Consider the following 14232-nt stretch of genomic DNA (forward strand, 5'->3'; position numbering starts at 1 on the left):
AACCAGCTCCCATGGAGAGTTAGGATATAGTATTGGCGATGAAATAAACTCGAACATTGCTCAACAATTCACTCTTGAAGTCTTCACTGATATCGCATGTGATGCAGAACCTGATGTATTGCTTATCAGCAATAAAACAAATAATCGCATCAACCAAGTTACCTATCTATTTAAAATCTCAACAAACAAAAACATCATATTATTGAATGACAAATTTCAATACCTGCACCCAAGAGCTCCTCCCTTAAAAATCGTATAAATTTCATTGCTTTTAATTAGACCATTTAAATATTGATTTTTGACCTAATCTCGACAATTTTTTGTGGAGATTTATTTAAGATGCTATCAACGATATTTTGTTATTAAACGTAGGACGCAAAATTAAAATCCTACGTTAATAAAATCGTAAAAACCTTAGTATACATACACATTTAATTCATTGTGTTCACGTTACTTTTGAGCTTGATAGTTGTCGAAAAGGTCATGCTAAGTTCGGCTGTCATATGTCATTTACTAGGCAGAAAAAACATCAATATAAAAGTGATTTGTAATTATACAAAAGATGCTTTTAATCAAGCGTTTAATTAACTGAGTAACACGATTAAAACCTTGATTAAGCAGCAGGAAAATATCATTTATTTAGTATGTGTTTTTCTGTTATAGACAAGATGATTCTTAATAAAGTGAGTAGTAATTATGACCAGTTTACAGTTATTTGATTTAGATTTAATAGATAAGATTATATCACCAGAAGATTTTCACAATATATCTTTAACATCGCCAGCTACAGATATCTTTACTGATTTTAAAGAACATAAGGCGTTAGTGATTGAAGGGGATACTGATGCTGCTGATACTTTAAAGTTGATGCTCAAAGCACATGTAAAAATGAAAATAGTTGTGTCAACAAACAATGATTTTTTAGGTATAGTGAGTACCAATGAGTTGTCAGAGCAAAGTATCGTAGCAGAAGTTGCGAAGGGCATTGCTAGAGATGAAATACTAGTAAAAGATATGATGATACCAAGGTCTATGCTACACGCACTTGATTACAAAGATATTGAAAATGCTAAGGTTAATGATGTTGTTTCAACATTAAAAAATTATGGATTACGCCATTGTTTAGTTGTTGATAGGAGTAATCACCATATAAGAGGTGTTATATCTTCGAGTGATATTGCGCGGAAATTACATTTACATATTGATATTATTACTAAAACCTCATTTAAAGATATCTTTGAGGTAATTCATGGGTAGATATTAATGACCATAAAGATAAATAATATCTTTATGGTCTCGTTATTTAACAGGTTTATTAACAGTCGTAAGCTATAGGTTGTTTGAATAAGTAAAAAAATGGATACAAGTGAGTATCCATTTTTATTTGGTGGTAAGGTAAGTTTTGTTTTTGAAGGGTGTTTTTATTGTTTTAGTGTTTTTTTTATACCTTATAAAAAAGGGCATAAGCTTAGATCTTTGACTAGTTATTTTTACTTTTCTAGTAGATACATACGATTTTTTATATATTATAATTATGATGTTTTGTAGAGGAAATAGCTTTTTAGGGGATAGTCTCAAATGTATGTTTATCATAAAAATTCTCGCTGTTTAATCGCGTGCCTTCTCTGGGCTTTATCAATATTCTCATTACCCGCTCAGGCTGTCACTGAACAAATTAGAATAAGTTCGACTAATGATGACGTAGAAGAACGTATCACGGATGGCGACATGTACCGGGATAGTACAGATCTTGAATTTGGTTTTGATGAGTTTGTTGGCGGTTTACAAATTGTTGGTATGCGCTTTCAAAATGTCAATATTCCTCAAGGTGCAACCATAAATTCAGCTTATATTGTTTTCGAAACTGATGAGCGTGACAGTGGTGCTACTACTCTAGTTATATTTGGCGAAGATGCTGACAGCGCTAATCAATTTTCCAGTGTTGCTAATAATATTAGCAACAACCGAGCTAAAACCTCAGCAGCGGTAAATTGGACACCATCAGCTTGGAATACTATTAGTGCCCTTCATCAAACGCCTGATCTTAGCCGTATCATTCAAGAGATTGTTGATAGAGCCGGTTGGTTGGCTAACAATAATCTAGTACTGATTGTTGAACCTGGTTCGGGGTGCATATTACCGACTTGCCAACGTACTGCAGAATCATATGATGGGGAACGTAATAACGGCCCGTTATTAGTTGTTGATTACACACCAAAACCGATTAAATTATCTGTATATACCGAGGACGTGATCGGTGAGTATGGTGTTTCTAGTTATGGCGGTTCAAGTCAAGACAGAACCGGAGCGGTAGAGATAAGAGATGCTGGTTTAGGGCTTTACATGGATGGTAATCGTTGGCAAAAGATTGATTTTCCTTATACGGTTACCGTAGATACGGTTATAGAATTTGATTTTCAAAGTACTGTTGAGGGTGAGATACACGGTTTAGGTTTTGATAACGATTTAGGCATCAGCTCAGATAAAAGTTTTAGGGTACATGGCACACAAAACTGGGGGATTTCTAATTTTGCTACTTATACCGGTAACGGTACAACCCATTTTACTATTCCTGTAGGCGAATTTTATACCGGTAATTTTCAATATTTATTTTTTATAAATGACGATGATAGAAGACAAAGAGCTGATAGCTTTTTCAGTAATATCGTTGTTTATGAAAAAACAAACCTGTTAGTTGAGTATCACTTTGATGAATTAAGCTGGGGCGGAAACAGTGGTGAAGTACTTGATAATTTAAGTAACGGCCTTAATGGTACTGCCATTGGTAATAGCACGACCATTAATGATGGACAGGTATGTAGAGCGGGTACTTTTGACGGTAGTGGCGATTACGTCGAGGTACCGGGTATCGATGAATACCTTAGTACGACAGCAAGTCTTTCCTTTTGGATAAATACTCTTCAAGTTGGTAATAATACTGCTTGGAATGCCCCTGGTATTGCCGGTGTTGAGCAAAACGGTGGTGGCAATGATATTTTTTGGGGCTATATAGATGCCTCTGGGCATATACGAATACAAAAAGGTAATGGACGTTCCGCCGTTTCAAACCAACCTATTAATAACGGCAGTTGGCACCATGTTGTATTAACTTGGGACAGCTCAACCGGAGTAGTGCAAGTATTTGTAGATGGAAAGTTAGACAATTCTGTAACCTCTGAAATTGGAGATGTGAGTACAGCCTTCTCTAGTATTGGTCTCATTAAAAACAATGGAGTAAATTTTAACGGTCAACTCGACGAATTGCTGGTTTTTGGTTCAGTGCTATCTTTAAATGATGTGCGTACTATTTATAACAACCAACTTACCGGCGAAAAAAATTATAACGGTAGTCCGCGTACTTGTCCTGAACCCGTTGTTCATCACTACGAAATCGTACATGATGGCCAAGGGTTAACTTGTGCAGAAGAGTCTGTGACCGTTAAAGCCTGTATTGATGAAAGCTGCTCAAGTTTAAGTGCCGTATCAGTGTCATTAGATTTCCTTGCTGATGGCAATATCATCAGTTCACCTACTTTTAACGGTAGTGCTCGCATTGATTTTAGTTATACCAGCGTTGAAACCTTAACCTTCTCAATAGCAAACGCTTCAGTTACCTCTTCTAATCCCTTTGTGTGTGATGATGGCGTTGGCTCTTCTTGTGATATGGCGTTTAGTAATGTTGGTTTTAGGTTCCTCTACGGTGACGATAATCGATTGACATTAACGAATCAAATATCAGGTTCGGTATTTGACGATACATTAAAGTTGCAGGCTGTAAAAGATACTCTTGGAGTGTGTACGGGGTTATTTAATGATGATGTTAGCGTAGCTTTATCGCAAGAAAATATCGATCCTGTTGGGACGAGCGGTCTTAGCTTTACCACTAACAATAGGATTATTGCCAAACATCCAAACACTTCACCTACCACGTTACAGTTTACGGGTGATAGTATTGCCGTCATACCCATGCCAATTTATCATGATGCAGGTCAAATTCGTTTGCATGCTAGTTATACCTTAGGTGAATCAACAGTATTGGGAACGAGTAATACCTTTTGGGTAAGTCCAGCTAAATTAATTGTTAGTGCTAAAGCGGGCACAACTGATATAAATGGCGCAACGTCAACGGCAACTAAAGTACACCCAGCAGGTGCAAATTTTGAGTTAAGTGTAAAAGCATTCAATAGTCTTGATGTTATTACGCCAAACTACTCGCCAGGGCAAATACAAATTAAGTTAAGTAGGACAGGTCCAACAGTAGGTGTAAGTGCAGATGGTAATTTTAATTATGCAACAACAGGTCTATTAAAGGCTTATCTAAAACCTGAATTTGAAAATGTAACGCTTAGTGATTTTTCTTCAGGTGTATCTACTTATAGTGAAGCACAATATTCAGAAGTAGGCTTGCTTAACTTAGCGGTAAAAGACAGTAATTATGGCAATGCTAATATTACTGTTTTAGCTGATGCAATTGATATCGGTCGCTTTATCCCCGATCACTTTATTCAAACAATAGCAGAAGATGGTTATTTTTTGGCGACATGTAACTCAGGAACAACATTTGCCTACAGCGGCCAAAAAGACGAAGCGACTAACACTATTGGTGCAATAACATACTTAACTAATCCAACACTGGCTATTACGGCTTACAATCAACAGGGCCAAATTACCCAGAACTATACCGACAGTTATATGAAGCTCAGCAATACGGGGGTTAGTATCACTGAGCCGACTTTAGACCAAGTGGCGATAGGCGCTGATAGCACTAAACTATTGTTAACGGCTAATATGAATACGGGTATTTTGAGTCAAAATGATTTAACAACATTAATACCCGAAGATAATCCGCTCCCTAAAGGGGTATTGCACTATCAACTATCAAATAGTGATAACTTTTTTTATGACCGCTCTGCCAACGCTCTGGTGGCACCCTTTACCGCTGATATTGATTTTTCAATAGCTTCAATTACCGATTCTGACAATGTTAACGTAATAACGACGGCTGATGCGTCACCGGTGGGAGTCGAAATTCGCTTTGGAAGATTATCATTAGTCAATAGCTTTGGGCCTGAAACTGCCAATCTTAACCAACTGATCAATAGTGAACATTTTGATGGTACAACTTTTATTACTACCACTGATAATAATTGTGTTACTTATAACGCAGATAAAATTTCCCTGAGCAATATTAGTTTAGACCCCGCACTTACTCGTGCAGAAGGACAGGGTGTGTTTATGACGGGTAAAGCTCGGGATATTAAATTGACAGCGCCGGGATCAGGTAAACAAGGGGAAATAGGCGTCTTGTACGATAGCTATGACTGGTTGAAATATGATTGGGACAATGATGGTGAGTATGATGATAATCCTACTGCTGTTGCCACCTTTGGAGTCTTTAGAGGAAATGATCGAGTCATCTCGTGGCGAGAAGTTATTAACTAATCATAGGTGGGCATAGTTAACAAAATAGCTTTGTGCCTTTATTATTTAAAGGATGAAATATAAACCCCATGTTCTAACAACCGCTCTCTAAATCATTAAAGTTTGGGTAGCAAATGTTTATTGCTAGACATCACGATTAAAAATAACCTTTTTAATCGTCTCATTAATATTTTTGGCATACGCTAATTAGTCATATTAAAAATGCTTTTTAAACGACTTTAATACCGCATATACTCCGCGCTGATCCTGTTCGAGGGTCGGCGAGTGACTCGTATCCTCAAACTCTATATATTGAGATTCAACTCCAGGGGATTGACCTTCTCTAAACGTAATTCCCCCTTAAACAATCGCTACATCCTTGTCTGCGTTACCCTGTATGATTAAGGAGGGAGGATCTGCACAATTATGGATCTTCATGAATAATTAGAACTCTCGTTCAGGATTTTCTTGGCTGTAGCTAGATTGAGTTAAATCGATTGAAAAATTTTCGTCAAAAATCGTGAGAAAACTATAAAAAACGTCACAAAAAATAAGGAAATTTAAAAACCTCCTAAGCTATGTACTGAATGGTCACTTATCAGCCAATTGCGGACATTAAGCCTTAGCAAATTCAGGAGTATATTTAGGGTAATATTAACCAAAATTTTCTGCTCACTTGTGGGGCTGGTTTAAGCTCAAAGGACTCTGTGGCGTATCGTCGCTGGACACAAAACCTTTCCACACTGCGGTCTTGATTAATGGAGATATTTAACTCATATGCTGAACGCTTTAAAGCGTATAGCTGATGTTAGTATTAATATTAAACAACTACATTCGTAGATTTACACGCCTTTATGAGCCGCACAAAAACTGGACCTGCGTTTGTCTCATTCCACCATCCTTGGCGATCAAAAAAGCACCTACCTAATTGGAAGATGCTTCTTGGTGATTCTTTTATAAATTACGTGACAACGCTGGCTTACATGGCTTGGCTAATATAAACCAAAGCATTGGGTCGTCGATAATTAATTTTGATATTGAATCAGTAAATTTAAGATTACTTCTTGAACCGACGTGATACTAAACCCATCATTCCTAATGCAAAAATAGCAAGTGTTGACGGCTCGGGTACATTGGTCTGGGTGGTTGTGGCAAATGTCTCGTATTGGTACTCTAAACGTACACTGCTAAAACCGCCGCCTATACAATGGTAATCATCCTCACAGTACGCGTCCCCTCCGCTCAACCCCCTAAACATTGCGTCAGCCCCGCTTCCGAAAATTCTCACATAAATCCATTGAATCCCGACAACGCCTGTGGCCGGCGCGATGTCCATTACATCGCTTATAGTGAATTCATACATCACCACCGACCCGCCGCTTTCCACAATATCAAACGTTGCAACATCGTACGTCTTAACCCCCAAGGCTTCATAAGTCATAAAGTCATCAATACTGACTTCGACGGCCGCGTTCCACTCGTCGGCAGCTATATCGCAACAATCATTCACTATACGTAGCCACATGCTAAGACTATAATGTAATTTAACATTCCTTAACATTCCTTAACGTGCCTAACGTATCATCAAATTCGTCAAAACTTATAACACTCCCAATATTATGCTTAACGGCGTCTATTGTAATCAAACCAGCGTTTGCGCCACCCGTAATAAACATGGTTATGGCGTAAAACACGGCTAGTATCTGGTTTCGGAACTTAAATTTCATTTGGTGTTTCCATATCACGTTAATTGAAATGCCCATAGAAGGACAATTTATTCCTAAGGTGAGGACTTCATATCAGCAAAAACTCAACACGGGAAGTGTCTAGAATTAGGAAACAGGAAGAGACTACTGTCTATTATGCTTATTCAGCACGAATTACGCCATCATTAAATTATCTATAAAATACAATGTGTTGGTTTGTTCTATATTTATTAAACATAAGAAAATGTAAAGAAACCTGACACTTTTATTTGGATGGAAATATCGAAAAAAAAGAACTTAAGGAGCAATTTACAATTTCAATAGTATCAAATCAAAGCCAGTTAACTATCTTGGATGATCACTGGCCGCTAAAATACTAAAAACAGTACGCAATGCATGACTGGTAAGTGCGATCCACAAGTCAGTCACGACTTATTTATTCATATAACTGCATCTCGCTGAAATTGAAATTTGATAACAACCGCTGACCATCTGCTTAACTGCTATCAGTTGACCTAAAGATTAGCCACTAGGCCATGTCAACAAGGCGCACTTTGAAGTCATGCCATGAAACTTCGTGACTGACGGCAATGGTGGCTTAGATGCCAGTCAGGGATCTTAAGAATCGGGAGCATTATAAACATCGAACGTAAGTTTTTTTAACTCAAATAATTCTAGCTCTAATTTTTTATCTTTTTGACGTCCCAGTCGTAGCATGAGCTGAATATTCTTTTTTTGATCTTTATAAGCCGCTAACTTCAATTTAGGTTTTAAAAACTTAACTAGTATCGCATTTCTAGCTGTAGCAGAAGTATAACTATCATTTGACTGAACTGTGAAGTAAAGATGTAATAAAGCCTCAAAGCAAAGATTTAGTAGATTTTCGTGGTACATGGATAGCCATTAAATATTGTAGTTTCTATATGATAATTTTTTTTGATCATTTTTGCCACAGAGGAGTCTTTAGTAACGATAAATTTTGAAAGCATTTTTGGTCACTGTTGTCGGTTCTCTTGTCGTTAGTGAAGCCAATGCTAACTTCCGCTATCGTATCTTTGCTGACCTTATTGGATCGTTGACGGGTTACAAAATTTTCTCCGGTGTAAATTAAATGTTAAATTTCCTCATCGTGTGAGTCATTTCTTATTATTTGTGACGAACCACGCAATTTATTGCAGACTATTGCATTTTTGATTAAATATTTGTAAGACATATCTTACGTTAATGTAAGATATTGAGTAAGTAGATGTAAAAAAAAAGACGTGTTATATACTTTAGTTGTTGATTATGTTGGTTTTTGTATATTTACATGCTTGTTACATTTTTATATCGTTAAATATAAAATATTATTATGGGTACGAATAAATCTTAATTAACGTAATATTAACCACATCAGGAAGATGCAGGTCAGGAAGACCGATAGAGTAGAGTACTCTTAAAAGGACGCTTGAAGGAATAGGCCCGATGACAGGAGTCATCGAAGGAATTAAACGGATTTAGGTTAAAGGAATAACGGCTAGAGGAACAAGCCAGATGACAGGAGTCATCGAATGAACTAAATGGATTTAGGTTAAAGGAATAACGGCTGACGGAATAAGCCCAAGGATGAAATATCACTATTGATGTGACTCAGGACGAGTTGCAATCACGGAAGATGAATGGAAAGCAAAGGATTATTAGGAAACACTACGGACAGTTCTTTATGGATGAAGCGGGACACATATAATATGCAGGATGCATATAAGCTAGTTCAGGAAATACGGCTCTTAGAGCCGTATTTTTTTGCTTAAAATATAGTAATTTAATTCTCAAGGAATGTTGAATAATATGGGTGCTTACCTAAAATGGCTTGGCTACCCTTAAGAGAAAAGGTATAACCACATAAAGTAAAGCTGCTTCTAATGGCAATATTCTTGATTATCACTTTAGTATCTAGTGGTGAAAACCGCGCTAAATAGTCACCATTATTTTCTTGATTAACGTCCAATGTTCTAATCACTTCACCACTATCATAAGAGATAACCTGACAGCTTTTATCACCTTGTGCGGTCATTTGTTGCCATAAAAAACCACTAATAGATTTGTCACCCTGCCATTTTATAGTAATACCATCAAAAGATGATGCCAATAAAGAAAAGTTATCAGGCAGTGTAACTTCGTGCCTCAGGGATAATTTTGATTGCTCTATGGCTGTTGTTTCATTAGTGTTTGCTGCTATAACGTCATCATCAACTGAGGTAATACTCGATGGCAGAATTATTGCCATTATGATGATTAATATTAGTACTGTTAACACTAATACCTTCTGTTTATTGTTAAGTAGCTTCAGCCTGATCGCTTCACCAATATCATTAGCAGGGGAAACAGGCGAGTCTTTAGCTTTGTTATCATGTTGAGCCAACGTATCAGGGGTATCTTGATAGGAGCTTGCCAATGAATCTTTTACTTCGTGCTGATTAAATGTCGGTTCTATACGTTTTTGAGGTTGAGAACTTCCTTTTTTTATATAGCCCGTTAAATCGACATCACCAGCGTAACCAAGAATATGATTAATTTTTTGGCTTTTGTAGGTCATTAAGAATGTAGAAATAGCTAAAGGGAGTAAAAGTAACCAGTAGCTTATGGTGTTATCACTGATGACGATAATTAACCCAGCAAGTAAAAAGCTGGCTGTAGGTGGCAGCAACCAGCTTATCTTGAGGTTGGCATCATTTAGACGACGTTTTGTTGAAAGAGTAAAAATACCTGCAAAAATAGACAATGCCATAAAAGATAATAAGTTGTTAAAAGAAAAAATGGCGCTAGTAAGGGTAAACAACAAGTAACAACTTATATGAATAGCGATGAATCGACGACGATTATCTGAACCGGTTAAACAAAATAGTGACTTCAACAAAAGCACATAAACTCCTAAAAATATTGTTTGATCTGAAAACTTTGGCAAGAGTAACCAATTTTCTTTTAACTTTCAGTGATATTTTCATATTCCATCACTTATCATCTTGATACCTTCCGACAAAGTCACACCTCTGGTGTAAGCCATTTCGCACAATGACGTCAGTGATCATACAATAATTTGTAAGTGTAAAAAGAAACACTTTGTAACTATATGTTTAATAGTAATAAATTTTAATTGTTCGATAAAAAGACAAAATAACGTTAATTTTATTTCGTTTACCTTGCTAGCGACAAAACACATGAATGCTAATATTTATCTTGTCAGGACGACACAAGTTATGGATAACACTACAAATAAGTTTAAGGGATAAATACTATTTGTTGAACACGTATAGGAAGTACGAAATGGAAAGTGGTATAAGTTAATATTCAGTTGATAAAGGATTTACCCGCAAGGACACTAACATTTCCAACGGAATGGAAGGTAAATGGATTTACATGAATGGATGCAACAACAAGTGCTGAAGTTAACTTAATTTACTACGCTTATAATGAATAAAAATTTATGGATGAAACTAGCTGAGAAGGGATACTTAACACAGAGATAATACCTCTGCTTATACGGAGTCATTTAAAGGAATTAAATGAACAGTTAGTACTGAAATGGATGTTAATTAAGGATAGTAATAAAGTTTGAGTAAAGTGATATTACCCAAAAATAATTTCCGTATGATTTAGGAAATTTAAAAATTAGCAAATGGATTTGCAGCATTATATTTAGCAACGAAAAAAGCGACTTTTATGTCGCTTTTTCTTTGTCTAGAAAAAGATTATTTACACACCTAATTTATCTTAATACTTGTAGAAATTATATTGTTGTTCAGTAAAGAAAAAACCTGCTAAAAGCAGGTTTTATCAAGCGAAATTCATACTACAACTTAGCTATTAGATGTTCGGTATGAATCACAAGCTTCTTCATCTTCACACTCACCATATAAATATAAACTATGGTTTGTTAGCTTTATTTTATGTGATTTAGCAATATCTTCTTGGCGTTGTTCAATGACGTTATCTTCAAACTCAACTACTTTGCCACATTTTAAGCAAACAAGATGGTCGTGATGCTTTTTATGACTTAATTCGAAAACTGATTTACCGCCTTCAAAATGATGACGACTAACAATGCCCGCATCGTCAAATTGATTAAGTACCCGGTAAACGGTAGCCAAGCCAATCTCTTCATTCTGCACTAATAATATTTTGTAAACATCTTCCGCACTAATATGCTGATTATTCGGATTTTGCAAAATAGTGAGAATTTTGATTCGCGGCAGGGTGATTTTTAATCCAGCTCTTTTTAGCTCTTCATTTTGGTCTGCCATTAACTTTAATTCTCTAATTCGGTAATTTAAACAAAATTATAGGGGGTTCTTCTGCTTGAGGGAAGCCTTAGTTGAAATGAATAGTAAATTCATTGGCTTTGATTTTCGAAATTTGTATAAACACCAATAGCTTTACTGGTACGATGAGTTGTATGAGCGAGTGATTATAGGATCAAAGGAGATTTAGATGTTAAAAAAAGCGTGGTTATTAAAATTACTGCTAAATATTTGGCCGCCATTTTTATTTACGGGTATCAAAGTTACAGAACTTTCTAGTGATTTTAGACAAGCCAAGGTGCGTTTAAAAATGCGAGCATGGAATAAAAATGCTTTAGGCACACATTTTGGAGGTTCACTATTCTCGATGACCGACCCTTTTTATGTGTTAATGATTTTAGCGCGTTTAGATAATCAATATTATGTCTGGGATAAATCAGCTGACATTGACTTTATCAGACCAGGGAAAGGCGAAGTAACAGCTGATTTTTACGTCAGTGATGATTTTATTAATGAGATTATTGAAAAAACCCGTCATGGTGAAAAATATCAACCCACGGTCAATGTTTATGTCAAAAATATTGATGGTGAGCTAGTGGCTAAACTAAATAGGCGTTTATATATACGTCAGAAGAATAAACCGACTTTATTGACCTAATTAGGTAAAAGTAAGACAAAAAAAAGCCTGTCGATACAGGCTTATTATTAGTGGCTTATAAGAAATAAATTAGTCTGCAAGTTCTGCTAAACACATTTCTTCAAATATTTGAGTAACCCACTTGTCAATTCTCGCTTCAGTTAATTCTGGCTGACGGTCTTCATCAATACATAAACCAATAAACGTTTTTTCATCAACTAAGGCTTTAGATGCTTCAAATTCGTAACCTTCAGTTGACCAGTTACCAACAATAATTGCGCCTCTTGACTCGGCAATATCTTTTAAAGGTTCCATTGCGTCACAGAAGTATTCAGAATAATCCTCTTGATCACCTAAACCAAAAATAGCGACTAACTTATCGGTAAAGTCTACTTCTTCAAGCTCAGGTAAGAAGTCGTCCCAATCACATTGATTTTCGCCATAATACCAAGTTGGAATACCTAAAATGATTAAATCAAATTCAGCTATTTCTTCTTTTGTACTTTTTGCGATGTCTTTTACTTCAACTAATTTTTTGCCTAACTTTTTTTGAATAGTTTTGCTGACAGCTTCAGTATTGCCTGTATCACTACCGAAAAATAAACCTACAATTGCCATGGTATAAAACCCTTATTTACTAATATTTAATGCTGGTGCCGTCATTGAATTTTTCAATATCGACTCAATAAGTTCTCCGCGACTAACACCTTTAACTTTAGCTAAGTCGTCGAGTTGCTCAAACAAGTCTTGATGTATTTTAAACTCAACTCGTTTTAAGCCATTGTTTTTATCGCGTTTAACTTGATTGCGCTTGTTTATTTTTACTTGCACGCTACGCGAATGAGGATTTGTTTTTGGGCGCCCGGGACGCTTTTCATCACTAAACAAATCAATAGTGGTTAAATCACTTGCTTCTTTTGCCATTGTTAACTCTTACCCAACCCCTTGGCTTTCCCAAACCAGTTGAATAATGCCTTTGGCAATAAAGCCAGCACAACCTAAAAATAGAACCAAATAAACGACCATACGGCCCATTTTGGGAACATCATTTTTTGTCATTACATCATGGACCGATAAGCCAATGAAAATAAAGATAAAAGCAAAAAATAAATTCAAACCAATAGTTTCAATAAGTTCTAAGTTTTCAGCTAACATAATTCACCCTAAAAATTTCAGGCGCACTATAGCATAATCTAACGCTTAAACACATAATTTTTACCACAAATGACAAGGCAATTTGACGCTATTTTTTCAATCAATTAATTGTAGCAAACCTAAAAAGGTTATTTGATTCATTCGTTTTAAAGCGTTTATAAGTCGATATTAAAGGCTTAAATAGTCATTAACAATTTTGTTAAATACTGTCGTTTTCTCTGCATGTAACCAATGCCCTGTGCCTTGTATGATTTTGGCTCGACTATTTGGAAATAATGCTTGGATAATATCACGATGCGCTGCGGTTATATAATCAGAGTTACCACCTTTGATAAAAAGGGTTTCACCTTTAAAATCTTGTTTACCTTCGTTTGCCGCCATTATTTGTCGATAACATTGCTGAATATTATCTAAATTGCATTTGAAATTGAATTTTCCATCTTTGGCCACTAAATTACGCAATAAGAACTGCCTAACGCCTATGTCATCAACGAATGCAGACAATTGCTTGTCTGCATCTTTTCTATTATTAATGTCTTCAAGCTTAATACTTTGTAAACCTTCAATAATTAGATTGTGGTGAGGTGGATAGGCAACAGGCGCGATATCAGCAACAATAAGCTTATCCACTTTTTCACTATGGTCTAGTGCAAGCTGCATGGCTATTTTACCGCCCATCGAATGTCCAAGGATATGGGCACGTTCAATATTAATTATTGCCATTAGATCGACAACGTCTTGGGCTAATTCTTGATAGCTCATTGAGTTTTTGTGAAAAGATAAACCGTGATTTCTCACATCGATATTAGTTACTCGGTAATTATCTTTTAAACCTTTTGCCACCATATTGAGATTTTCTAAACTACCGAATAAGCCATGTATTAAAATAATATCGGCGCCGGAGCCTTGTTGTTGGTAATGTAAATTCTTAGTCATTGATAGCTCATCGAATGTATATACTTGCTTTAACCTTTATTGTCTTAGCTTTTATTGCACCATGCAATTATTTTGAGGCTTTATCGAGATATTGGCGCTG

At 36.0% G+C, this 14232-nt stretch carries 12 protein-coding genes; 3 read left to right on the forward strand and 9 right to left on the reverse strand.

The window, feature by feature from the left end; all coding sequences use genetic code 11:
• Positions 1-696 precede the first annotated feature (696 nt).
• A complete protein-coding gene (locus tag H4J76_RS14525) occupies positions 697-1257 on the forward strand; it encodes a CBS domain-containing protein (protein ID WP_182218548.1) in 561 nt (186 codons plus the stop codon).
• Between the two features lie 321 nt (positions 1258-1578).
• Positions 1579-5442, forward strand: a complete 3864-nt coding sequence (locus H4J76_RS14530; protein WP_182230864.1) for a LamG domain-containing protein — start codon at positions 1579-1581, stop codon at positions 5440-5442.
• 1036 nt (positions 5443-6478) lie between these two features.
• On the opposite strand, the gene H4J76_RS20035 is transcribed toward H4J76_RS14530, so the two are convergent.
• The 5 genes from H4J76_RS20035 to fur form a co-directional block, all read right to left on the reverse strand.
• Positions 6479-6946: a PEP-CTERM sorting domain-containing protein gene (locus H4J76_RS20035; protein WP_259377151.1), complete on the reverse strand. Its 468-nt coding sequence runs from the start codon at positions 6944-6946 to the stop codon at positions 6479-6481.
• 19 nt (positions 6947-6965) lie between these two features.
• Positions 6966-7148, reverse strand: a complete 183-nt coding sequence (locus tag H4J76_RS14540) for a hypothetical protein (protein WP_182230865.1) — start codon at positions 7146-7148, stop codon at positions 6966-6968.
• A 597-nt stretch (positions 7149-7745) separates the two neighbouring features.
• Positions 7746-8021 carry a DUF2913 family protein gene (locus H4J76_RS14545; RefSeq protein ID WP_182217724.1) on the reverse strand — a complete coding sequence of 92 codons (276 nt, stop codon included), beginning with the start codon at positions 8019-8021 and terminating at the stop codon, positions 7746-7748.
• 907 nt (positions 8022-8928) lie between these two features.
• Entirely contained in the window at positions 8929-10023 is a 1095-nt protein-coding gene (locus tag H4J76_RS14550; protein WP_182217722.1) for a hypothetical protein, read from the reverse strand.
• A gap of 940 nt (positions 10024-10963) precedes the next feature.
• Entirely contained in the window at positions 10964-11407 is a 444-nt protein-coding gene (fur, locus tag H4J76_RS14555; protein ID WP_070376273.1) for a ferric iron uptake transcriptional regulator, read from the reverse strand.
• Between the two features lie 187 nt (positions 11408-11594).
• Between fur and H4J76_RS14560 the strand changes: the two genes are divergently transcribed.
• Entirely contained in the window at positions 11595-12062 is a 468-nt protein-coding gene (locus tag H4J76_RS14560) for a DUF4442 domain-containing protein (RefSeq protein ID WP_182230866.1), read from the forward strand.
• Positions 12063-12131: 69 nt separating this feature from the next.
• Here the strand turns inward: H4J76_RS14560 and fldA are convergent, their stop codons facing one another.
• From fldA to H4J76_RS14580, 4 genes are all read right to left on the reverse strand, one after another.
• Positions 12132-12659 carry a flavodoxin FldA gene (gene fldA, locus H4J76_RS14565; RefSeq protein ID WP_070376275.1) on the reverse strand — a complete coding sequence of 176 codons (528 nt, stop codon included), beginning with the start codon at positions 12657-12659 and terminating at the stop codon, positions 12132-12134.
• 12 nt (positions 12660-12671) lie between these two features.
• On the reverse strand, positions 12672-12965 hold the full coding sequence (ybfE, locus tag H4J76_RS14570) for a LexA regulated protein (RefSeq protein ID WP_070376276.1): 294 nt from the start codon (positions 12963-12965) through the stop codon (positions 12672-12674).
• Between the two features lie 9 nt (positions 12966-12974).
• Entirely contained in the window at positions 12975-13196 is a 222-nt protein-coding gene (locus tag H4J76_RS14575; protein ID WP_070376277.1) for a DUF2788 domain-containing protein, read from the reverse strand.
• A 168-nt stretch (positions 13197-13364) separates the two neighbouring features.
• Entirely contained in the window at positions 13365-14132 is a 768-nt protein-coding gene (locus H4J76_RS14580; RefSeq protein WP_182217718.1) for an alpha/beta fold hydrolase, read from the reverse strand.
• Positions 14133-14232: the final 100 nt, after the last annotated feature.

The sequence above is a fragment of the Colwellia sp. BRX9-1 genome (assembly GCF_014077195.1).
Lineage (GTDB): Bacteria > Pseudomonadota > Gammaproteobacteria > Enterobacterales > Alteromonadaceae > Colwellia_A.

Excerpts from the sequence above, each read along its gene's own strand:
- H4J76_RS14525 (WP_182218548.1), top strand. The coding sequence starts at position 697 with ATGACCAGTTTACAGTTATTTGATTTAGATTTAATAGATAAGATTATA.
- H4J76_RS14530 (WP_182230864.1), top strand. The coding sequence starts at position 1,579 with ATGTATGTTTATCATAAAAATTCTCGCTGTTTAATCGCGTGCCTTCTC.
- H4J76_RS20035 (WP_259377151.1), bottom strand. The coding sequence starts at position 6,946 with ATGTGGCTACGTATAGTGAATGATTGTTGCGATATAGCTGCCGACGAG.
- H4J76_RS14540 (WP_182230865.1), bottom strand. The coding sequence starts at position 7,148 with ATGAAATTTAAGTTCCGAAACCAGATACTAGCCGTGTTTTACGCCATA.
- H4J76_RS14545 (WP_182217724.1), bottom strand. The coding sequence starts at position 8,021 with ATGTACCACGAAAATCTACTAAATCTTTGCTTTGAGGCTTTATTACAT.
- fur (WP_070376273.1), bottom strand. The coding sequence starts at position 11,407 with ATGGCAGACCAAAATGAAGAGCTAAAAAGAGCTGGATTAAAAATCACC.
- H4J76_RS14560 (WP_182230866.1), top strand. The coding sequence starts at position 11,595 with ATGTTAAAAAAAGCGTGGTTATTAAAATTACTGCTAAATATTTGGCCG.
- fldA (WP_070376275.1), bottom strand. The coding sequence starts at position 12,659 with ATGGCAATTGTAGGTTTATTTTTCGGTAGTGATACAGGCAATACTGAA.
- ybfE (WP_070376276.1), bottom strand. The coding sequence starts at position 12,965 with ATGGCAAAAGAAGCAAGTGATTTAACCACTATTGATTTGTTTAGTGAT.
- H4J76_RS14575 (WP_070376277.1), bottom strand. The coding sequence starts at position 13,196 with ATGTTAGCTGAAAACTTAGAACTTATTGAAACTATTGGTTTGAATTTA.
- H4J76_RS14580 (WP_182217718.1), bottom strand. The coding sequence starts at position 14,132 with ATGACTAAGAATTTACATTACCAACAACAAGGCTCCGGCGCCGATATT.